Below are 19,832 nucleotides of genomic sequence, written 5' to 3' on the forward strand. Positions count from 1 at the left end.
CGGTCGAACGCGCCCACGGGCACCTCGCGCTCGCGTCCGGCGCCCCCGGGCCCGCCGCCCTGTGCCACGGCGACCTCCACCTCGGGCAACTCGTACGCGAGCCGGGCCGCGGGCGGTGGCTCCTGATCGACGTGGACGACGCGGGCCTGGGCGATCCCGCCTGGGACCTGGCCCGCCCCGCGGCCTGGTTCGCGGCCGGCCTGCTGCCGCCCGACGTGTGGCACCGCTTCCTGGGGGCGTATCGGGCGGCGGGCGGCGCCGCCCTGCCGGCGGACGGCGACCCCTGGCCCCGCCTGGACCTGCCGGCCCGCGCCCTGACCGTGCAGACCGCCGCCCTGGCGATCGCCAAGTCCGCGGAGGCGGGCCGGGCGACGGACGAGGTCGAGGACCTGGTGATCGACGCGTGCGTACGGATCGCCGCGCTGCGGCCCAACTGACCTCCGCGGCAACCGTGCAGGCCGCCGGCGCGTCGTAGGGTGAAGCGATTGCCCACCGGTCGAGGAGCTGAACTGGATGAAGTGCCCCAAGTGCCATGCGGAGATGCACACGTACAACCGCAACGGTGTCCAGATCGAGCAGTGCAGCGGCTGCCGGGGGATCTTCCTCGACTTCGGTGAGCTGGAGACCCTGACGCGCATCGAGTCGCAGTGGGCCCAGCCGATGCAGCCCGGCCCGCCGCCGGGGCCCTACCCGCCGGCGCCCGGCCCGGCCTGGGGCGCTCCCTACGGCGGCCACGGCGGCCACGGGAATCCCTACGGTCACCACGGGCACCACAAGAGCTTCGCGCACATGCTGTTCTCGACCTGACAGGTCCCCGGCGCGGGCCGGCCGGGCGGATCCCCGCCGGCCGGCCCGCCGCCCCGGCGCACGGTGCGGCACGGCCCCCGGCCGCGGGTCAGGTCCCGGCGCGGCGGAAACGACGAGGCCCCGGCGGAAGGATCCGCCGGGGCCTCGCTCTGTGCGCGATACTGGGATTGAACCAGTGACCTCTTCCGTGTCAGGGAAGCGCTCTCCCGCTGAGCTAATCGCGCAGGTCACCACCGTGGTGGCTGCTGCTGCGTGCGCGATACTGGGATTGAACCAGTGACCTCTTCCGTGTCAGGGAAGCGCTCTCCCGCTGAGCTAATCGCGCGGGGAATCCTTGCGGATCCAGTGGACGATACTGGGATTGAACCAGTGACCTCTTCCGTGTCAGGGAAGCGCTCTCCCGCTGAGCTAATCGTCCTTGGAGGTGGAGACGGGATTTGAACCCGTGTAGACGGCTTTGCAGGCCGTTGCCTCGCCTCTCGGCCACTCCACCCGGAGTGCGCAGGGGATGATCGATCCAACCCCCACATCGAGCGGACGACGAGATTCGAACTCGCGACCCTCACCTTGGCAAGGTGATGCTCTACCAACTGAGCCACGTCCGCCTGTCGTTTCCGGCACCTTTTGCGTGCCGGGCGACGCAGTGAACTCTAGCGGATTTGAGGGCCAGCACAAAAACGCGTTTACGCAGCGTGCTGAGGGCGCGGCCGCGACGGCGGCCCCCGGCGCCCCGGCCGGCCCCTGGGACCCGCGCGGCCCGGGCGCCGCGGCCCACCCCGGCGTCCCGGGCGGCGCCTCCCCGGAGTTCGACGCGTCCCTCCTCGACTCCCTCGCCGACTGGGGACCCATCTCCTCGCGCGTCGGCGTCTTCCAACTGGTCCCCGTACGAGCCGAGCGGGACCTCGCCAGGATCGCCGGCTGGATGAACGATCCGGCGGTCGCCGCCTTCTGGGAGCTCGCGGGGGCCGAGTCGGTCACCGCGGGCCACCTGCGGCCCCAACTGCGGGGCGACGGGCGCAGCATGCCCTGCCTGGGCGTCCTGGACGGCGTGCCGATGAGCTACTTCGAGATCTACCGGGCCGACCTCGACCCGCTCGCCCGCCACTACCCCGCGCGCCCCCACGACACGGGCGTCCACCTTCTGGTGGGCGGCGTGCGGGACCGGGGCAGGGGCGTCGGCTCGGCCCTCCTGAGGGCAGTCTCGGACCACATTCTCGACCATCGGCCCCGGTGTACGCGCGTACTTGCGGAACCCGACCTGCGGAACACCCCGTCCGTGTCAGCATTTCTGAGCGGAGGGTTTCGCTTCGCCGCGGAGGTCGACCTGCCCGACAAACGCGCCGCTCTGATGGTCCGCGACCGCGCCTTCCGCGACCGCCTCTGACACAACCGCCCCCCATCGTTCCAGGGAACCCGCTGCCCCCAGTGCACTACCGCACGTGACCTGCCGCATCCGAACAGTCGTAGGCGCACCGCCGTACCGGCCCCGCCGCTTCCGCTCCGAGGAGTCCCCGTGTCGACGTTCCCCGTACATGACCTCAGCGACTCCGCCCCGCCACCAGCGCCGCCGAGAGCACCGACGCCGCTGTACGCGCCGCCCGAACTGACCCCGGAGCGCTGGGCGTCCGCCTCGCGGCGGCTGCTGGCGAAGCTCGTGGGGGAGTTCGCGTACGAGGAGATCATCGAGCCCGAGCCCGAGCCCGGCCCGGACGGTGCGGAGACCGGCCGCCACACGCTGGCCCTGGACGACGGGTCGGCCCTCGTCTTCCGGGCCCGCCGGGGCGCGTACGGCAGCTGGCGGGTGGACCCCGGCTCCCTGCGGCGCCGCGAACCCGACGGCGAGCACCCCTTCACCGACCCGCTGCGCTTCCTGATGCTGGCGCACCGCACGATCGGCATCGACGGCGACACCCTGGGCCACCTCATACGGGAGCTGACCACGACCGTCGCGGCCGACGCCGCGCTCGACCACACCGCCGCGTCCGCCGCGCACCTCGCGGACCTCGGCTACGCCGAGCTGGAGGGCCACCAGACCGGACACCCGTGGATCGTCCTCAACAAGGGCCGGGTGGGCTTCTCCGCCACCGACACGGCCCGCTGGGCCCCCGAGGCCCGCACCCCCGCCGCGCTGCCCTGGATAGCCGTCTCGACGCGGCTGGCGGCCTACCGCGGCACCGGCGCGGTCGGCGCCCCCGACCAGCTGTACGCCATCGAGCTGGACGAGCCGGTGCGCGCGGCCTTCGACTCCGTGCTGCGGGAACGGGGACTCGACCCCGCCGACTACCTCTACCTGCCGGTCCACCCCTGGCAGTGGGACGAGGTGCTGGTCCAGCTGTACGCGCCGGCGATCGCGGAGGGCGCCGTCGTGCCGCTGCCGACCGACGGGGACCTGCGCCTGCCCCAGCAGTCCATCCGGACCTTCCTCAACATCGACCGGCCCGAGCGCCACACCGTGAAGCTGCCGCTGTCCATCCTCAACACGCTGGTGTGGCGGGGCCTGCCGACCCGGCGCACGCTCGCCGCGCCCGCGGTCACCGCCTGGGTCCTCGGACTGCGTGACGGCGACGCGTTCCTGCGCGACGAGACGCGCGTGGTCCTCCAGGGCGAGGTCGCCTCGGTGACCGTCGAGCACCCGCTCTACGACCGGCTCCCGGAGGCCCCCTACCAGTACAAGGAACTGCTCGGGGCGATCTGGCGGCAGCCGCTCGCGACCAGCCTCGCACCCGGCGAGCGGGCCCGGACACTGGCCGCGCTGCTGCACACCGACCCCGGCGGCCGCGCCCTGACGGCGGAGCTCGCCGAACGCTCGGGCCTCGCCCCCGAGCAGTGGCTGCGCCGCCTCTTCCACGCCATGCTGCCGCCGCTGCTGCACTTCCTGTACCGCTACGGCACGGTGTTCTCCCCGCACGGCGAGAACGCCATCGTGGTCTTCGACGCCCAGGACGTGCCCGTCCGCCTGGCGATCAAGGACTTCGTGGACGACGTGAACGTCAGCTCCGTCCCGCTGCCCGAGCACGCGTCGATGCCGTCCGAGGTCGAGGACGTCCTGCTGACGGAGGCCCCCGGCTTCCTGACGCAGTTCATCCACTCGGGTCTCTTCGTCGGCGTCTACCGCTACCTCGCGCCCCTGTGCGAGGAGCAACTCGGCGTGCCGGAGGACGAGTTCTGGTCCCTCGTACGGGCGGAGATCCTGCACTACCAGGCACGCTTCCCGGAGCTCAAGGACCGCTTCGAGATCTTCGACCTGCTCACTCCCCGCATCGCCCGGCTGTGCCTCAACCGCAACCGCCTCCACCTGGACGGCTACCGCGACCGCGCCGAGCGCCCGCACGCCGCCGTCCACGGCTCCGTGCCGAACCCGCTCGCCGGGCGCCGCGCTCCCGGGGCCTGATCGCCGCGGGCCCCGGCCCGGGGGAACGGCCGGGATCGTCCGTGGCTGTCGGTGGCGGGTCGTAGGGTGGTCGCGCTATGACGAAGCCATCACTCCCCGAACTCCTCCACGCCGCCGTCGCCGCCGTCGGCGGTGTGGAGAGGCCCGGCCAGTCCACCATGGCCGCGGCCGTGGCCGAGGCCATCGACACCCCGTCCCACCTGCTGGTCCAGGCCGGCACCGGCACGGGAAAGTCCCTCGGCTACCTGGTGCCCGCGCTCGCCCATGGCGAGCGCGTCGTGGTGGCTACGGCGACGCTCGCGCTCCAGCGGCAGCTCGTGGAGCGCGACCTGCCGCGCACGGTGGACGCGCTGCACCCGCTGCTGCGGCGCCGGCCGGAGTTCGCGATGCTCAAGGGCCGGAGCAACTACCTGTGCCTGCACCGGCTGCACGAAGGCATGCCGCAGGACGAGGAGGACGGCCTGTTCGACCAGTTCGAGGCGGCCGCCCCGACGAGCAGGCTCGGACAGGACCTCCTGCGCATGCGGGACTGGGCGGACGACACGGAGACCGGCGACCGCGACGACCTCACGCCCGGCGTCTCGGACCGCGCCTGGGCGCAGGTCTCGGTGTCCTCGCGCGAGTGCCTGGGCGCCTCGAAGTGCGCGTACGGCCAGGAGTGCTTCGCCGAGCTGGCCCGCGAGCGGGCCAAGCTGGCCGATGTCGTGGTGACGAACCACGCGCTGCTCGCGATCGACGCGATCGAGGGCGCCCCCGTCCTGCCGCAGCACGAGGTGCTGATCGTCGACGAGGCGCACGAGCTGGTGTCGAGGGTGACGGGCGTGGCGACGGGGGAGCTCACGCCCGGCCAGGTCAACAGGGCGGTGCGCCGGGCGGCCAAGCTGGTCGACGAGAAGGCGGCGGACGCCCTGCAGACGGCGGCGGAGACGTTCGAACGGCTCATGGAGCTCGCGCTGCCCGGCCGCCTGGAGGAGATCCCGGAGGACCTCGCCTACGCGCTGATGGCGCTGCGGGACGCGGCCCGCACGGTGATCACGGCGCTCGGCAACACGCGCGACAAGTCCGTGCAGGACGAGGACGTGGTGCGCAAGCAGGCCGTGGCGTCCGTCGAGTCCGTGCACTCCGTCGCGGAGCGTATCGCGAACGGCTCGGAGTACGACGTCGTCTGGTACGAGCGGCACGACCGCTTCGGCGCGTCACTGCGGGTGGCGCCGCTGTCGGTCTCCGGGCTGCTGAGGGAGAAGCTGTTCGAGGACCGCTCGGTGACGCTGACCTCGGCCACGCTGAAGCTGGGCGGCGACTTCAACGGGGTGGGCGCCTCGCTCGGGCTGTCCCCGGAGGGCACCGGCGGCGACGACGTGCCGCAGTGGAAGGGTGTCGACGTCGGCTCGCCGTTCGAGTACCGCAAGCAGGGCATCCTGTACGTCGCCCGGCACCTGAACACGCCGGGCCGCGAGGGCTCGCGCACGGACATGCTGGACGAGCTGGCTGAACTCGTGCAGGCGGCGGGCGGGCGCACGCTGGGGCTGTTCTCGTCGATGCGGGCGGCCCAGGGCGCGGCGGAGGAACTCCGCGGCCGGCTGGACGTGCCGATCCTGCTGCAGGGCGAGGAGACGCTCGGCGAGCTGATCAAGGGCTTCGCCGCCGACCCGCGCACGTGCCTGTTCGGGACGCTGTCGCTGTGGCAGGGCGTGGACGTGCCGGGGCCCAGCTCCCAGCTCGTCGTCATGGACAGGATCCCGTTCCCGCGGCCCGACGACCCGCTGATGAGCGCGCGGCAGAAGGCCGTCGAGGAGAACGGCGGCAACGGCTTCATGGCGGTCGCGGCCACGCACGCCGCGCTGCTGATGGCGCAGGGCGCGGGCCGCCTGGTGCGGGCCACCGGCGACAAGGGCGTCGTGGCGGTGCTGGATCCGAGACTGGCCAACGCCCGCTACGGGAGCTACCTGCGGGCCTCGCTCCCGGACTTCTGGTACACGACGGACCGCAACCAGGTCCGCAAGTCGCTCTCGGCCATCGACGAGGCCGCGAAGGCGGACGGCAAGTAGGGCGGACGGCAAGTAGGGCAGGCGGGGCCGGACGCCGTACGGCCCCGGTCGCCCACCGCGCTCGGGGCGCGACGGCGGCACGGGGCCGGGGCAGGGAGGCGGCACGGGCGCCGAGGACGGCCGCGCCAGGGAGAGGGATGAGGGGCCGGACGGGGCCGGCGAGCGGCGCCCCGGCCGCTGCGGCGCGAGGGGTCGCGTCGCGGGGCCGTTCGAGGCGTCCGGGCAGGAAGGTGGATCCGGCGCGGCCGGCGCCGGCGGTCAGACGCGCCGCAGGACGGCGACGACCTTGCCGAGGATGGTCGCCTCGTCGCCGGGGATCGGCTGATACGCCGAGTTGTGGGGGAGCAGCCACACGTGCCCGTCCTCGCGGCGGAAGCGCTTGACGGTCGCCTCGCCGTCGAGCATCGCGGCCACGATGTCACCGTTCTCCGCGACGGGCTGGCGCCGCACGGTCACCCAGTCGCCGTCGCAGATGGCTGCCTCGATCATCGAATCGCCGACGACCTTCAGGACGAACAGCTCGCCGTCGCCGACGAGTTGCCGCGGGAGGGGGAAGACGTCCTCGACGGACTCCTCCGCCAGGATCGGGCCACCGGCGGCGATGCGGCCCACCAGGGGAACGTACGAGGCGGCCGGCTTGCCCGTGGTGTCGGTCTGCTGCGCCGACGGCTGGTCGGACGCGCGGACCTCGTAGGCACGGGGGCGGTGGGGGTCGCGGCGCAGGAAGCCCTTGCGCTCCAGCGCCATGAGCTGGTGCGCCACGGACGAGGTGCTCGACAGGCCGACGGCCTGGCCGATCTCGCGCATGGACGGGGGGTACCCCCGGCGCTGGACGGAGTCGCGGATGACCTCGATGACGCGTCGCTGCCGGTCCGTCAGCCCCGTGCTGTCGGCCCGGATCCCGGGAGGTCGGCCCGGCAGCGAGCGGGTGGCCTTGGCCAGGCCCTCCGGCTCCGTGGTGACGGGTTCCGTCACCGGCTGCACCGGCTCGAAGCGGCGCGCGGAGTGGTCCTGCGTCGTGATGGCGGCACTGTCGGCGGTCGTGGTCACATCGGCCCCTCTCAGGTGTGTTCTCCCTGCTGCACAACGTTAATGGCTTTCGAAAGGTTGCGCCAAACACACGTTCGAGTGAAAAAGTCCGAAGTGGGGGTCCCGTGCGCCTCGGTTGGGTGTATGGGCACACACCGTAAGGGCTCGCGCACGCAGCGCGCCCGCGCGGCCCGCCCGTGCTTCCCGGCGCTTCCGCGCTTCCCGCGCCCCTCTTGCGAGGGGTCGCCGCCCTGCTCCGGCGTCGGTCCCGGATCCGGTCCGTGCCGCGTGACTCACCGTACCGTCCCGGGTCGGGGCCGCCGGGTGCGGGCGGTGATCTCCGGCGTTTCGTGACGCCTTCCGCATCCGCGTGAGGGATGTGTGCGCGAGCCGGCGCGGACGGGTGCCCCGGCGTCCCGGCCGGCCCTCCCGTCACGTAATCTCGTGGCCGCCCCCGGACCGCGCGCGGCTGCCGGCGGACGCGGACGCGCGACACGCGCGAGATGGCAAAGTCCGCTCCAATCCCTACATGTAGTGGTTGGGTAGTCGCTGTGGCCCAGGGATTGTGGTGGGGCTATGCTGGGGAGCAGCTTCTCGGGGTCGCTTTCCGGCCATCGTGAAGCCATTCGGCCATGCAGTGAGGGAGGAGCGGGAACCATGCACTGTCCCTTCTGCAGGCACCCCGACAGCCGCGTCGTCGACAGCCGTACGACCGACGACGGAACGGCGATCCGGCGACGCCGGCAGTGCCCCGAGTGCTCGCGCCGGTTCACCACCGTGGAGACCGCGTCACTGATGGTGATCAAGCGGAGCGGTGTGACGGAACCTTTCAGCCGCACCAAGGTCATCACCGGCGTGCGCAAGGCCTGCCAGGGGCGCCCTGTCACCGAGGACGCCCTCGCGCAGCTCGGCCAGCGGGTCGAGGAGCAGCTGCGGGCGACGGGGAGTGCCGAGCTGACCACCCACGACGTGGGACTCGCCATACTCGGACCGCTGCGGGACCTGGACCTGGTCGCCTACCTGCGGTTCGCGTCCGTGTACCAGGCGTTCGACTCCCTCGAGGACTTCGAGGCGGCCGTCGAGGAACTGCGGGAGCGGCCGCCCGCCAAGGAAGAAGAGGACGGCGCGGGCACCGGGGAAGCGGAGAGCCCCGCGCCCGCCACCGCCGCCGGCTGATCCGGCCGGGCCCCCGGGCCCGGCCGACCGGCGGCGCCACACGACTTGCCACGGGTGCGGTGCACCCGAGGCGCCCTGCATATGCCTGCGATCCGTGGAACAGCACGGCGCCGGCGAGTGTTTTTGTACGTATATGGGAGGCGGCATGACAGAGACGACGAGTGGCCCGGCGCGGAGTTCCCGGTCGAAGGGGGCCAAGGCCGGCAAGGGGCTCCGGATCGAGCGCGTCCACACCACGCCCGGGGTGCACCCGTACGACGAGGTGGCCTGGGAGCGGCGTGACGTCGTCATGACCAACTGGCGCGACGGGTCGGTGAACTTCGAGCAGCGCGGCGTCGAGTTCCCCGACTTCTGGACGCTGAACGCGGTCAACATCGTCACCAGCAAGTACTTCCGCGGTGCCCTCGGCACCCCGCAGCGCGAGACCGGTCTCAAGCAGCTCATCGACCGGATCGTGAAGACCTACCGCAAGGCCGGCGAGGACTACCACTACTTCGCCTCCCCGGCGGACGCGGAGATCTTCGAGCACGAGCTGGCGTACGCCCTCCTGCACCAGATCTTCAGCTTCAACTCGCCGGTGTGGTTCAACGTCGGCACGCCCCAGCCGCAGCAGGTCTCGGCCTGCTTCATCCTGTCCGTGGACGACTCCATGGACTCGATCCTCGACTGGTACAAGGAAGAGGGGATGATCTTCAAGGGCGGCTCCGGTGCCGGCCTGAACCTCTCCCGCATCCGCTCCTCGAAGGAGCTGCTGTCCTCGGGCGGCAACGCCTCGGGCCCCGTCTCCTTCATGCGCGGAGCCGACGCCTCCGCCGGAACCATCAAGTCCGGCGGCGCCACCCGCCGTGCGGCGAAGATGGTCATCCTCGACGTCGACCACCCCGACATCGAGGACTTCATCAAGACGAAGGTCACCGAGGAGGAGAAGATCCGCGCCCTGCGCGACGCGGGCTTCGACATGGACCTCGGCGGCGACGACATCACGTCCGTCCAGTACCAGAACGCCAACAACTCGGTCCGCGTGAACGACGAGTTCATGAAGGCCGTCGAGGCCGGCGGGAAGTTCGGGCTCAAGGCGCGCATGACCGGCGAGGTCATCGAAGAGGTCGACGCCAAGTCGCTGTTCCGGAAGATGGCCGAGGCCGCCTGGGCCTGCGCCGACCCCGGCATCCAGTACGACGACACGATCAACCACTGGCACACCTGCCCCGAGTCCGGCCGGATCAACGGCTCGAACCCGTGCAGCGAGTACATGCACCTGGACAACACGTCCTGCAACCTCGCCTCGCTGAACCTGATGAAGTTCCTCAAGGACGACGGCAAGGGCAACCAGTCCTTCGAGTCCGAGCGCTTCGCCAAGGTCGTCGAGCTGGTCATCACCGCGATGGACATCTCGATCTGCTTCGCGGACTTCCCGACGCAGAAGATCGGCGAGAACACCCGCGCCTACCGCCAGCTCGGCATCGGCTACGCCAACCTCGGCGCCATGCTGATGGCGACCGGCCACGCCTACGACTCCGACGGCGGCCGCGCCCTCGCCGGGGCCGTCAGCTCGCTGATGACGGGCACGGCCTACCGCCGCTCCGCCGAACTCGCCGCCATCGTCGGCCCGTACGACGGCTACGCGCGCAACGCCTCGGCGCACAAGCAGGTCATGAAGCAGCACGCGGACGCCAACGCCGCGGCCGTGCGCATGGACGACCTCGACACCCCGATCTGGGCCGCGGCGACCGAGGCCTGGCAGGACGTGCAGCGCCTCGGCGAGAAGAACGGCTTCCGCAACGCGCAGGCCTCCGTCATCGCCCCGACCGGCACCATCGGCCTGGCCATGTCCTGCGACACCACGGGCCTGGAGCCCGACCTCGCACTGGTCAAGTTCAAGAAGCTCGTCGGCGGCGGCTCGATGCAGATCGTCAACGGCACGGTGCCGCAGGCGCTGCGGCGCCTGGGCTACCAGGAGGAGCAGATCGAGGCGGTCGTCGCCCACATCGCCGAGCACGGCAACGTGGTGGACGCCCCCGGCCTGCGCCCCGAGCACTACGAGGTCTTCGACTGCGCCATGGGCGAGCGCTCCATCTCCGCGATGGGCCACGTCCGCATGATGGCCGCGATCCAGCCGTGGATCTCCGGCGCGCTGTCCAAGACGGTCAACATGCCCGAGTCCGCCACCGTCGAAGAGGTCGAGGAGATCTACTTCGAGGCGTGGAAGATGGGCATCAAGGCCCTCGCGATCTACCGCGACAACTGCAAGGTCGGCCAGCCGCTCTCGGCGAAGAAGAAGGAGGACGAGAAGCAGGCCGTCACGGAGAAGGCCGAGGAGACGCTGCGCGAGGCGGTCGAGAAGGTCATCGAGTACCGCCCCGTCCGCAAGCGCCTCCCGAAGGGCCGCCCCGGCCTGACGACGTCCTTCACGGTCGGCGGCGCCGAGGGCTACATGACGGCCAACTCCTACCCGGACGACGGCCTCGGAGAGGTCTTCCTGAAGATGTCGAAGCAGGGCTCGACCCTCGCCGGCATGATGGACGCCTTCTCGATCGCGGTCTCCGTCGGCCTGCAGTACGGCGTGCCGCTGGAGACGTACGTCTCGAAGTTCACCAACATGCGCTTCGAGCCGGCCGGCATGACGGACGACCCCGACGTGCGGATGGCGCAGTCCATCGTGGACTACATCTTCCGGCGCCTGGCCCTCGACTTCCTGCCGTTCGAGACGCGCTCCGCGCTCGGCATCCACTCGGCCGAGGAGCGCCAGCGCCACCTCGACACCGGCTCCTACGAGCCCGCCGAGGCGGAGGACGAGATCGACATCGAGTCCCTGGCGCAGTCCGCGCCGGTGCGGCCCGAGCCGCCCCTGAAGGCCGTCGTCACCCCGGCGGCGAGCGCGCCGGCAGAGAAGCCGGCGCCGCAGGAGGCCCACACCTCCGCCGAGCTGGTCGAGATGCAGCTGGGCATCAGCGCCGACGCGCCGCTCTGCTTCTCGTGCGGCACGAAGATGCAGCGGGCGGGCTCCTGCTACATCTGCGAGGGCTGCGGCTCGACGAGCGGATGCAGCTGACCCGCACGGGATCGCGGCGGCCGCGGCCGCCGGCGTGACCCGCTGAGCAGTGCGTGAGGGAGGGGTGCCGGTCCTGGACCGGCACCCCTCCCTTTCGTCGGGCACGGCACCGGCCCTCGCGCGCGGGCCGGTTCGTCGGGCACGGGACCGGCGTCGGACGCGGGGCGGCCGCGGGTCCGGTCGAGGCGTGCTCCGCGCGCCAAGCCGGCGAAGGCGCGCGGTCGTCACCGCGGGGACGTCACCGGTGGACGCGGACCGCGTCGTCGAGGAGCGGGGGCCTGCGGGGCAGCGCGCCGTTGGTCGCGCTCTCGCGGAAGGCGTCCAGTGCGAGGGCGGCGAAGCGCCGTGCCGCGGCGGTCCGGGTGTCGGGGTGCGCCGAGGAGAGACCTCGGCCCGCGAGCAGGACGAGCACCAGGTCGTCCACGGCGAAGTCGTGGCGCAATCGCCCCGCCCGCTTCGCGCGGGCGGCGAGCGCGGCGAGCCGGTGCAGCAGATCCGCGCGGTGGCGCCCGAACACCGGGGCATGCGGGTGGGCGGACATGAACGCGTCGACGAATCCCTGGTTCCGCGCGTTGAGCACGGTCAGGTCCTCGACGACGGACGAGAGCCCCCGCCAGGGATCCGGATCGGCGCAGCCGTCCACGACGATCTCCCGGCAGGCGCGCAGCTCGTCCGCGAACGCGTCGTCGACGAGATCCTGCTTCGTCGGGAAGCGCCGGTAGAGGGTCGCGGGCCCGACCCCGGCCCGCCGCGCCACTTCCCGCATGGGGACGTCGAGGCCGCGCTCGGCGAACAGGGCCCGGGCGGCCTCCAGGATCCTGCCCCGGTTCTCGCGCGCGTCGGCGCGGAGGTTGTGAGTCATTCCGCCGTCCATGGTTCTCACTTCCGTCAAGCGGACGCAGGCGTCCACTACCGTCCGGATCGTAGTCGGCCACGGGGCGATGTGAAGGAGACGCGATGCGCGCGGTAGTGATCGAACGGTTCGGCGACCCGTCGGGGATGGCAGTGCGCGAGGTCCCGGACCCGGCCCCCGCGTCCGGCGGGGTCGTGGTCGAGCCCGAGGCGATCGGGGTCGGCGGCGTCGACGCCGTCATCCGCCGGGGGACCCTCGGCGGCTACGGCTTCACCGAGGGGCTGATACCGGGCAGCGAGGTCGCGGGTCCGGTCACCGCGGTCGGGGAGGGCGTGGATCCGTCGTGGCTCGGACGGCGCGTGTGGGCGTTCACCGGGACGGGCGGCGGCTACGCGCCGCAGGCGGCGGCCCGGGTCGAGGACATCACGGCGCTGCCCCGCGGGCTCTCGCCGGTCGACGCGGTGACACTCGGCAGCGCGGCCACCGTCGCGCACTTCGCCCTCGCCCACGCGCACTTCGGCGCCGGGGAGAGAGTGCTGGTACGCGGCGCGGCGGGCAGCATCGGCATCGCGGCCGTGGAACTCGCGGCCCGCGGGCGGGCCGGCGCGGTCGCCGTCACGACGTCCTCCCCGGAGCGCGGCGAGCGGCTGCGCAAGCTCGGCGCGACGCTCGTGCTCGACCGGGCGGGGCGTCGCGAAGCACCGGAGACAGGGCCCCGCGCCGCCGGGCCGCGGCCGAGCGGCGAAGGCGACGGACGGGACGCGTTCGACGTGATCGTCGACATCGTCGGCGGGGACGGCGTGCCCGCCTTCCTCGACCGGCTCGCACCCAACGGCCGCATGGTCGTCGTCGGCGCGGTCGCGGGCATGCCCCCGGCCGACTTCGGGGCGCGCCTGCTGCGGTCCTTCCAGCAGTCGCGGTCCTTCGCAACGTTCAGCCTCGACACCGTCCCCGTGGCCCGGCGCAACGCGGTCCGCGCCGAGCTGTTCGAGGACGCGGCGAACGGACGCCTGCACCCTGTCGTGGACGCGGTGCTGCCGCTCGACAGGGCCGCCGAGGCGCACCGGCGGATGGACGACGGCAGCGTCTTCGGGCGCGTCGTCCTCACCCCGTGAGCGGGCCGGCGCGGCCAGCCGGGGCCGATCAGCCGTCGTAGGCCGGCAGGCCGCCCGGGGCGGCCACCGACGCCGTCCCGGCGAGCAGGAGCCGTCTGACGGCCGACCTGCGCAGCATCACGTTGCGCAGGCGCAGCCGGGTCGCGGTCGACGGGGCCAGGAACTGACCCGGGTTCGCGCCCTTCTGCCAGCGGCCCGCGCAGCGCCGCATCCGTGCCTCGTACGCCGGCAGCGCGACGCGGTGGTCGCCGCCCGCCGCGGCCAGCTCGCCCGCCAGGACGTACGCCCCGACCAGCCCCGTACCGACACCCATGCCGCCCAGGGTCACCCCCCAGGCGGCGTCGCCGAGCAGGGCGACCCGCCCACTGGTCCACCGGGGCACCGTGACGCGGCTGATCGAGTCGAAGTAGAGGTCCCGCGCGCCGTCCAGCGTGGCGAGCAGTTCCGCGGTGCGCCACGGCAGCCCGTCGAACGCCTTCTTGACCAGGGCCCTGTGCGCATTCGTGTCGTGCCAGTCGTGGGCGACCGGCGGCGCGCTGAACACGAGGAACACGCCCGCCCGGCTTGGGTCGCGCGGTCGGCCGCCGCGGAGACCATGCGGCCCGGCACGTTGAACTGCTCGGACGTCCTCGTCCACCCCCCGTCGTTCGGCAGGCTCCATCCGGCGAGGCAGTGGCCGAGGTGGCGCACGAAGCGGGCCTCCTCGCCGAACGCGACCGCGCGCGTCCCCGAGTGCAGTCCGTCGGCGCCGACCACCAGGTCCACCGTGCGCGAGGGGGAGCGCGCGAAGTCGACGTGCATGCCGTGCGGGGTCTCGGCCAGGTACGTCACGGTGTCGCCGAAGACGTACTCGGCGCGCCCCGCGGTGCGTTCGTGGAGCACCCGGGACAGGTCGCGCCGGAGCACCTCCAGCTCCCCGCCGGTGAACTCGGCGGGGAGGGTGAAGACCTCGCGGCCGTCGGCGTCCACGCAGCGCATGGCGCTTCCGCCCGTGCGCAGGGCGCGCAATTCCTCCAGCACGCCCATCCGCTCCAGGACGCCGAGATGGACCGGCCCCCGGAAGTCCACGGCGAAGCCGCCGCCGCGCAGTTCGGGTGCCGCCTCGACCACCGTGACGTCGGCGCCGTGGTGCAGGAGGCGCAGGGCGAGCGCGGGTCCCGCGACGCCGGCGCCGGAGATCAGGACGCGTCTGCCGCGCAGAGGGGTCGTGCGGGTGGGGGTGCCGGTCATCAGGGCCTCCAGGTCGATGCTGCGGAGCGGGGCGCGGGCCGCGCGGGGGCGCGGTGCGGATACCGGCGTCCGGATGCCGGCGGTGCGGACGCGGGGGTACGGATGCGGGGGTACGGATGCAGGGGTAGGGGCCGTCCGGAGCGGGCGTCGGGGCCCTGGCCTGACCTGACCTGACCTGACCTGACCTGACCTGGCCTGAGCTGGTCTGGCCGGTCGGGTCCTGTGGCCGGGTCACGTTCGGTCGGTCCCGTCCCCTGCGATGGCGAGGCCTTGGTGCCGGTACTGCCCGTACTGCCCGTACTGCCCGTACTGCTAGTGGTGCCTGTACTGCCCGTGGTGCCTGTACTGCCTTGGTGTTGTTGCGGGCGCGAGTGCTGAGGAAGACGGAAGCGGCGCTCGTGGCGCGGACGCCGGGTGCGATGCCCGGGCTCGGCCGCGCTCCGGCTCGCTCCCGGGGTTTCGGATCAGTTAATAGTGTCCGATAGACACAGTGTACGGTAGACACGGTTTGGCGGCGGAGGCAAGCACCGGAGCGGCGAAAGGAGCCGGGCGTGACGGACACCCGGGAGAGAGGCGGGGGCGGAGACGGCGGATGGTCTCCGGCGCTCGCGCTCCTGTGGGGGACCGGGCGGCCCGTGGGGCGCCGCGGCCCGCGGCCGACCCTCACGCTGGACGCCATCGCGCGGGCCGGCGTCGCCGTCGCGGACGCGGAGGGTCTCGCGGCCCTGACGATGCAGCGGACCGCGGCCGAGGTCGGCGTGACGAAGATGGCGCTCTACCGCTATGTGCCGGGCAAGGACGAGCTGGTGGCCCTCATGATCGAGGCTGCCATGGGCGAGCCGCCCCGGGATGCGGCGCCGAAGGACGCCTGGCGCCCCCGGCTCGACGCGTGGGCCCGCGGACTCTTCGAGCGCTTCGTCCGGCATTCCTGGGCGCTGGAGGCGATCGTCGGCCCACGGCCGATGGGGCCGCACGAACTCGCCTGGATGGAAGCGGCGGTCGCGGCCCTGGCCGGCTGCGGCCTCGGCGGCGGCGAGCGGCTCGACGTGGCGGCGACGCTCGTCGGGCACGTCCGGGCCGTGGCGCAGCAGCACGCCGCCGTGGCGGGCGGCGGCGCGGAGGAGGCCATGGCCGAGGGCATCGCCCCCCTACTGGCGGCCCGCCGGGAGCAGTTCCCCGCGCTCGCCGAGGCCTTCGCCTCCGCCGCGCACGAAGGCTCAGGGGGTGACGCACTCGATTTCGGCCTGGCGCGCATCCTCGACGGCGTCGAACTGCTCGTGAACGCTCGGCGCGAGGCTGCTCCCGGCGAGTGAAGGACCGACCGGACGGGCCGTCGGGACGGCCGGCCGGGACGGGCCGCCGACGACGGACGGTGTCGGCCCGGAAGCGCCGTCTTCACGCCCTTTCACGGGCGGCGGGACGCGGCGCCGGCAGGGCGCGGACGCGGCGTGTTGGACGAAGCGGGCGCCCGCCGGGTCGGGTCGGGCCTCGCACGTCCGGCGGCCGAAGGCGTCCGCCCGGTCGGGTCAGGCCTCGCCCATCCGGCGGCCGAAGGTGTCCGCGTCGATGCCGTCGAAGCCGTGGACGAGGCGCCGGAACTGCCAGGCCCCGCGCGGCTGCCGGTGGAACTCCGCCAGCGTCGCCGCCGTGGCCCCGGCCAGGTCGCCGAAGTCGTACTGCGCCAGCTCGTCGCGGTCCTCGACCACCCGTACGTGGGGATGCGCCACCGAGCCGAACGTCAGCTCTCCGGCGCCCTGTTGTATCGCCACGCCGACGAGCACCCGAGTGTAGGCGTCGCCGAGCCGGTCGAGTTCGAGCGTCATCTCCTCGTCCGTGCCGAGGCCCTGGCCCGTCCTGCTGTCGCGGTTCAGGGTGATCGTGCCGTCGGGCGAGCGGCTGCCGAAGTGGACCAGGTAGGCGGGTGCCCCGTGCGGGTCTCCCGAGGTGAACGTGGCGGCCATCAGGTCGAGATCGTGGTCGGGGGCACCCAGCGGGCTGGGGTCCCACTTGAGCATGACCTCGACCTTCGACAGGCCCTTGTTGGCGGTTGCCACCGGTTTCCCCTCCCCGTGAAGGGGCCGGCTCGTACGTATGAGCGGCCCTCGGGGACAAGGCTAGACCGGACCTCGGACAACGGGGAACGACGTCCGGATCGTGACCGGCGCCACGCCCCGGGCCCGTACGATGGCGCGGTGCTGGTCAAGTGGACTCACTGCACTGTGGTCGACCGTCGAGGGTTCGAACGCGGGCAGCGGAAGTGGGCGGGGTTGCTCGGTGAGCCGGGGTTCCGGGGGCAGGGCGGGGGGTGGAGCAGGATACGTCCCGGTGTGGCCCATGTGTTCGCGTTCTGGGAGAGCCGTGCGTTCTACGACTCGTTCATGGCCCGTTCCCACGACCGCCTCGCGTCCACGCAGTCGGGGACGTTCAAGGACGGCCAGGTCAAGCTGTTCGACCACCGCTTCGACGTGAAGACCGGCTTCGAGCCGCGCTTCACCGACGCGGACGTGGTGCGCGTCGCGCACAGCAGGGTGCACGAGGAGCGCGTCGAGCACTTCGCGCTCATGCAGGAGAAGGTCTGGAACCCGGCCATGGCGGGGTCGCCGGGCATGGTGCGCGGCCTCTTCGGCGACGCCCCCGGCAACGAGTTCCTGGTGCTCTCGATGTGGCAGTCGGCCGCGGAGCACGGGAAGTACCGCGTCGAGCGCGTGGAGCGGCTCACGCTGCGCGCCCAGACCGCCACCGACGTCGCCGCACTCGCCGGCGACATCGTCGATCTCGAACCGTCCTGGACCGTCTGAGCCGGAAGGCCCCCGGACGCCCTGGGAATGCGGTGAGGCGCCGGAACGCGCCGGAATGCGCCGAAACGCGCCCCAACGCAAGGACGGCGGTCCGGGGAGTTCCGGAAGGTGCTGCGGGGTACGGGCAGCCGTCCTGGGACTGCCGCAAGGCAGCGGTGGTTACGGGCAGCGGTCCGGAGAGCGGCGAGGAGCCGGCCGGCGGCGCCGGGGCAGGGGGCCGCTCGTCGTGATCGTCGGGCCGCTCGTAGGGTCGGTGCCATGGCACGACCGAGACGAATCGTCCTTGTCCGGCACGGCGAGTCGGAGGGCAACGCCGACGACTCCGTGTACGAGCGCGTCCCCGACCACGCGCTGGAGCTGACCGAGCGCGGAGAGTCCGAGGCCCGGGAGACGGGCAAGCGGCTGCGCGCCGAGTTCGGGCGCGAGCGGGTGAGCGTCTACGTCTCGCCGTACCGGCGTACGCACCAGACGCTGCGCGCCTTCGACCTCGATCCCGACCTGGCCCGGATCCGCGAGGAGCCGAGGCTGCGCGAGCAGGACTGGGGCAACTGGCAGAAGCGGGAGGACGTGCGGCGGCAGAAGGCGTACCGGGACGCCTACGGCCACTTCTTCTACCGCTTCGCGCAGGGCGAGTCGGGCGCCGACGTGTACGACCGGGTCGGGGCGTTCCTGGAGAGCCTGCACCGGGGCTTCGAGGAGCCGGACTCGCCGCCGAACGTGCTGATCGTCACGCACGGCCTGACCATGCGGCTGTTCTGCATGCGGTGGTTCCACTGGTCCGTCGCGGAGTTCGAGTCCCTGCTGAACCCGGGCAACGGGGAGTCCCGGACCCTGGTCCTGGGGGCGGACGGGAGATACGCGCTGGACCGGCCGTTCGACAAGTGGCGCGAACCGGATCGTCACGACGTCGCCTGAAGTCAGAGGGGCCGTCCGGAGGGTCTCCCCGGCCAAGCCGTCCGGGGCCGCCCGGCCCAAGCCGTCCGGGGCCGCCGGCGTCGCCGCGGTGCGGGGGCTGCCACCGGCCCCGCCGCCCGGCACATCGGGGAGCGCGCCCGGGCTCCGCCGGGCTCCGGTGCGGACCGGTGCGGACCGGTGCGGAGCCGGGCGTCCGTCGCCACTGCCGGTTAGATTGGCAGGGCGATGACCGCTCATTCCGATGACCCCAGCCGCACGTCCCCGTGCGGGCCCGCCCCTGACTCTCCTTCCGCCCCTTCTTCCGCCTCCTCTTCAGCCTTTTCTTCCGTCCCTTCGCGCCCTTCGCGCTCCGCTTCGACGTCCCGTCCTGCCGCGACGTCCCGCTCCGGCGCGGGCCGCTCCGCAGAGGCCGGCCCGGTCGCGACCGGCCCGGACGCGACCGGCTCGCACGCGACCGGCCAAGAGGCGGCCGGAAGCCGCTGGACGCGCGCACTGGCGTCCCTGCGCGGATTGTCCGTGGGCGACGCCCTCGGCTCCCAGTACTTCGTGCCCCGCAACCATCCGCTGCTCAGGAGCGGCGAGACCCCGCCCGGCACCTGGCAGTGGACGGACGACACGGAGATGGCGGCCTCCGTCCTCGCCGTGCTGGCCGCGCACCGCCGTGTCGATCAGGACGCCCTCGCGCAGAGCTTCGCCCGGCACCACGACTTCGACCGGGGCTACGGCCCCGCGGTGAACCGCATGCTGCGCCTGGTGCGGGAGGGCGGGGACTGGCGCGAGCTGGCGGCCGGCCTCTTCGACGGGCAGGGCTCGTGGGGCAACGGAGCCGCCATGCGGATCGCCCCGCTGGGAGCCTGGTACGCGGACGACCCCGAGCAGGCCACGCACCAGGCGGAGATCTCCGCGTACACCACGCACCAGCACCGGGAGGCGGTCGCCGGCGCCATGGCGGTGGCGGCAGCCGCGGCCCTCGTCGCGGGGCCCTCGGGGCCGCCCACCGCGGACGAGCTGCTCGGCGGCGTCGTGGCACTGGTGCCGCGCAGCGCCGTCGGCGCGGGGCTGCGCAGGGCGCGCGACATGCTCGACTACCAGGACGCCGGCACGGTCGCCGCCGTGCTCGGCTGCGGGCGGCGCACCAGCGCCCACGACACGGTGCCGTTCGCCCTGTGGTCCGCGGCGCGCGCCCTCGGCGACTACGAGGCCGGCTTCTGGACGACGGCGCGCGCCGGCGGGGACGTCGACACCACGTGTGCGATCTTCGGCGGTGTCGTCGCGTCCTCGCCCGCGGGCGCTCCGCCCGCGGAGTGGGCACGGCGCACCGAGGCCCTCCCGGAGTGGCTCACCGGCGGCTGAGCGGGCCGGGGGAGCGGGCCGGGCAAGGCGAGCCCGGGCGGAGCGGCAAGGGCCCCGGTGGCCGT

The 19,832-nt window shown here is 73.0% G+C and carries 17 protein-coding genes and 5 tRNA genes; 12 read left to right on the forward strand and 10 right to left on the reverse strand.

Annotated elements, in window-relative coordinates:
- A partial coding sequence (locus L1885_RS08965; protein ID WP_235796488.1) for a phosphotransferase family protein occupies positions 1–437 on the forward strand: 437 nt, incomplete at its 5' end.
- Between the two features lie 76 nt (positions 438–513).
- The gene (locus tag L1885_RS08970) at positions 514–807 is read left to right on the forward strand and encodes a TFIIB-type zinc ribbon-containing protein (RefSeq protein WP_235796489.1); all 294 of its coding nucleotides are present in this window, start codon (positions 514–516) and stop codon (positions 805–807) included.
- Positions 808–959: 152 nt separating this feature from the next.
- Here L1885_RS08970 and L1885_RS08975 read toward each other — a convergent pair.
- From L1885_RS08975 to L1885_RS08995, 5 genes are all read right to left on the reverse strand, one after another.
- Positions 960–1,031, reverse strand: a tRNA-Val gene (locus tag L1885_RS08975).
- Positions 1,032–1,060: 29 nt separating this feature from the next.
- Positions 1,061–1,132 (reverse strand) — tRNA-Val (locus tag L1885_RS08980).
- Between the two features lie 21 nt (positions 1,133–1,153).
- Positions 1,154–1,225: transfer RNA gene (locus L1885_RS08985), tRNA-Val, on the reverse strand.
- A 1-nt stretch (position 1,226) separates the two neighbouring features.
- Positions 1,227–1,300 (reverse strand) — tRNA-Cys (locus tag L1885_RS08990).
- Between the two features lie 39 nt (positions 1,301–1,339).
- Positions 1,340–1,412, reverse strand: a tRNA-Gly gene (locus L1885_RS08995).
- A 23-nt stretch (positions 1,413–1,435) separates the two neighbouring features.
- On the opposite strand from L1885_RS08995, the gene L1885_RS09000 reads away from it, so the two are divergent.
- From L1885_RS09000 to L1885_RS09010, 3 genes are all read left to right on the forward strand, one after another.
- On the forward strand, positions 1,436–2,191 hold the full coding sequence (locus tag L1885_RS09000) for a GNAT family N-acetyltransferase (protein WP_235796490.1): 756 nt from the start codon (positions 1,436–1,438) through the stop codon (positions 2,189–2,191).
- Positions 2,192–2,320: 129 nt separating this feature from the next.
- Positions 2,321–4,198: an IucA/IucC family protein gene (locus tag L1885_RS09005; RefSeq protein ID WP_372481898.1), complete on the forward strand. Its 1,878-nt coding sequence runs from the start codon at positions 2,321–2,323 to the stop codon at positions 4,196–4,198.
- Positions 4,199–4,275: 77 nt separating this feature from the next.
- Entirely contained in the window at positions 4,276–6,246 is a 1,971-nt protein-coding gene (locus tag L1885_RS09010) for an ATP-dependent DNA helicase (RefSeq protein ID WP_235796491.1), read from the forward strand.
- A gap of 258 nt (positions 6,247–6,504) precedes the next feature.
- Here the strand turns inward: L1885_RS09010 and lexA are convergent, their stop codons facing one another.
- Positions 6,505–7,296 (reverse strand): transcriptional repressor LexA, encoded by a 792-nt coding sequence (gene lexA, locus L1885_RS09015; RefSeq protein WP_235796492.1) that lies wholly within the window; start codon positions 7,294–7,296, stop codon positions 6,505–6,507.
- 636 nt (positions 7,297–7,932) lie between these two features.
- On the opposite strand from lexA, the gene nrdR reads away from it, so the two are divergent.
- Together nrdR and L1885_RS09025 are read left to right on the forward strand one after the other, a co-directional pair.
- Positions 7,933–8,451, forward strand: coding sequence for a transcriptional regulator NrdR (gene nrdR, locus L1885_RS09020; RefSeq protein ID WP_235796493.1), 519 nt, complete (start codon positions 7,933–7,935; stop codon positions 8,449–8,451).
- A 145-nt stretch (positions 8,452–8,596) separates the two neighbouring features.
- The gene (locus L1885_RS09025; protein WP_235796494.1) at positions 8,597–11,503 is read left to right on the forward strand and encodes a vitamin B12-dependent ribonucleotide reductase; all 2,907 of its coding nucleotides are present in this window, start codon (positions 8,597–8,599) and stop codon (positions 11,501–11,503) included.
- Positions 11,504–11,741: 238 nt separating this feature from the next.
- On the opposite strand, the gene L1885_RS09030 is transcribed toward L1885_RS09025, so the two are convergent.
- Complete coding sequence (locus L1885_RS09030; protein ID WP_235796495.1) at positions 11,742–12,365, reverse strand: TetR/AcrR family transcriptional regulator; 624 nt, start codon at positions 12,363–12,365, stop codon at positions 11,742–11,744.
- A gap of 95 nt (positions 12,366–12,460) precedes the next feature.
- Between L1885_RS09030 and L1885_RS09035 the strand changes: the two genes are divergently transcribed.
- Positions 12,461–13,471 carry a zinc-binding dehydrogenase gene (locus tag L1885_RS09035; RefSeq protein WP_235796496.1) on the forward strand — a complete coding sequence of 337 codons (1,011 nt, stop codon included), beginning with the start codon at positions 12,461–12,463 and terminating at the stop codon, positions 13,469–13,471.
- A gap of 28 nt (positions 13,472–13,499) precedes the next feature.
- Here the strand turns inward: L1885_RS09035 and L1885_RS09040 are convergent, their stop codons facing one another.
- Together L1885_RS09040 and L1885_RS09045 are read right to left on the reverse strand one after the other, a co-directional pair.
- Entirely contained in the window at positions 13,500–13,784 is a 285-nt protein-coding gene (locus L1885_RS09040) for a Rossmann-fold NAD(P)-binding domain-containing protein (RefSeq protein WP_235796497.1), read from the reverse strand.
- An 11-nt stretch (positions 13,785–13,795) separates the two neighbouring features.
- A complete protein-coding gene (locus L1885_RS09045; protein ID WP_235796498.1) occupies positions 13,796–14,701 on the reverse strand; it encodes an FAD-dependent monooxygenase in 906 nt (301 codons plus the stop codon).
- A 551-nt stretch (positions 14,702–15,252) separates the two neighbouring features.
- On the opposite strand from L1885_RS09045, the gene L1885_RS09050 reads away from it, so the two are divergent.
- Positions 15,253–16,014, forward strand: a complete 762-nt coding sequence (locus L1885_RS09050; RefSeq protein WP_235796499.1) for a TetR/AcrR family transcriptional regulator — start codon at positions 15,253–15,255, stop codon at positions 16,012–16,014.
- Between the two features lie 213 nt (positions 16,015–16,227).
- Here the strand turns inward: L1885_RS09050 and L1885_RS09055 are convergent, their stop codons facing one another.
- A complete protein-coding gene (locus tag L1885_RS09055; RefSeq protein ID WP_235796500.1) occupies positions 16,228–16,755 on the reverse strand; it encodes a TerD family protein in 528 nt (175 codons plus the stop codon).
- Between the two features lie 138 nt (positions 16,756–16,893).
- Here L1885_RS09055 and L1885_RS09060 point away from each other — a divergent pair, with 138 nt between their 5' ends.
- The 3 genes from L1885_RS09060 to L1885_RS09070 all read left to right on the forward strand — a co-directional run bounded on the left by L1885_RS09060 (position 16,894) and on the right by L1885_RS09070 (position 19,767).
- Complete coding sequence (locus L1885_RS09060; protein WP_235796501.1) at positions 16,894–17,499, forward strand: YdbC family protein; 606 nt, start codon at positions 16,894–16,896, stop codon at positions 17,497–17,499.
- 258 nt (positions 17,500–17,757) lie between these two features.
- A complete protein-coding gene (locus L1885_RS09065; RefSeq protein ID WP_235796502.1) occupies positions 17,758–18,414 on the forward strand; it encodes a histidine phosphatase family protein in 657 nt (218 codons plus the stop codon).
- A 516-nt stretch (positions 18,415–18,930) separates the two neighbouring features.
- On the forward strand, positions 18,931–19,767 hold the full coding sequence (locus L1885_RS09070) for an ADP-ribosylglycohydrolase family protein (RefSeq protein WP_235796503.1): 837 nt from the start codon (positions 18,931–18,933) through the stop codon (positions 19,765–19,767).
- Positions 19,768–19,832 lie beyond the last annotated feature (65 nt).

The organism is Streptomyces fuscigenes (genome assembly GCF_021556455.1).
In the GTDB taxonomy this organism is placed as follows: Bacteria; Actinomycetota; Actinomycetes; order Streptomycetales; family Streptomycetaceae; genus Streptomyces; species Streptomyces fuscigenes.

Excerpts from the sequence above, each read along its gene's own strand:
- L1885_RS09035 (WP_235796496.1), top strand. The coding sequence starts at position 12,461 with ATGCGCGCGGTAGTGATCGAACGGTTCGGCGACCCGTCGGGGATGGCA.
- L1885_RS09045 (WP_235796498.1), bottom strand. The coding sequence starts at position 14,701 with ATGACCGGCACCCCCACCCGCACGACCCCTCTGCGCGGCAGACGCGTC.
- L1885_RS09030 (WP_235796495.1), bottom strand. The coding sequence starts at position 12,365 with ATGACTCACAACCTCCGCGCCGACGCGCGCGAGAACCGGGGCAGGATC.
- L1885_RS09010 (WP_235796491.1), top strand. The coding sequence starts at position 4,276 with ATGACGAAGCCATCACTCCCCGAACTCCTCCACGCCGCCGTCGCCGCC.
- L1885_RS09025 (WP_235796494.1), top strand. The coding sequence starts at position 8,597 with ATGACAGAGACGACGAGTGGCCCGGCGCGGAGTTCCCGGTCGAAGGGG.
- L1885_RS08970 (WP_235796489.1), top strand. The coding sequence starts at position 514 with ATGAAGTGCCCCAAGTGCCATGCGGAGATGCACACGTACAACCGCAAC.
- nrdR (WP_235796493.1), top strand. The coding sequence starts at position 7,933 with ATGCACTGTCCCTTCTGCAGGCACCCCGACAGCCGCGTCGTCGACAGC.
- L1885_RS09065 (WP_235796502.1), top strand. The coding sequence starts at position 17,758 with ATGGCACGACCGAGACGAATCGTCCTTGTCCGGCACGGCGAGTCGGAG.
- L1885_RS09040 (WP_235796497.1), bottom strand. The coding sequence starts at position 13,784 with ATGGGTGTCGGTACGGGGCTGGTCGGGGCGTACGTCCTGGCGGGCGAG.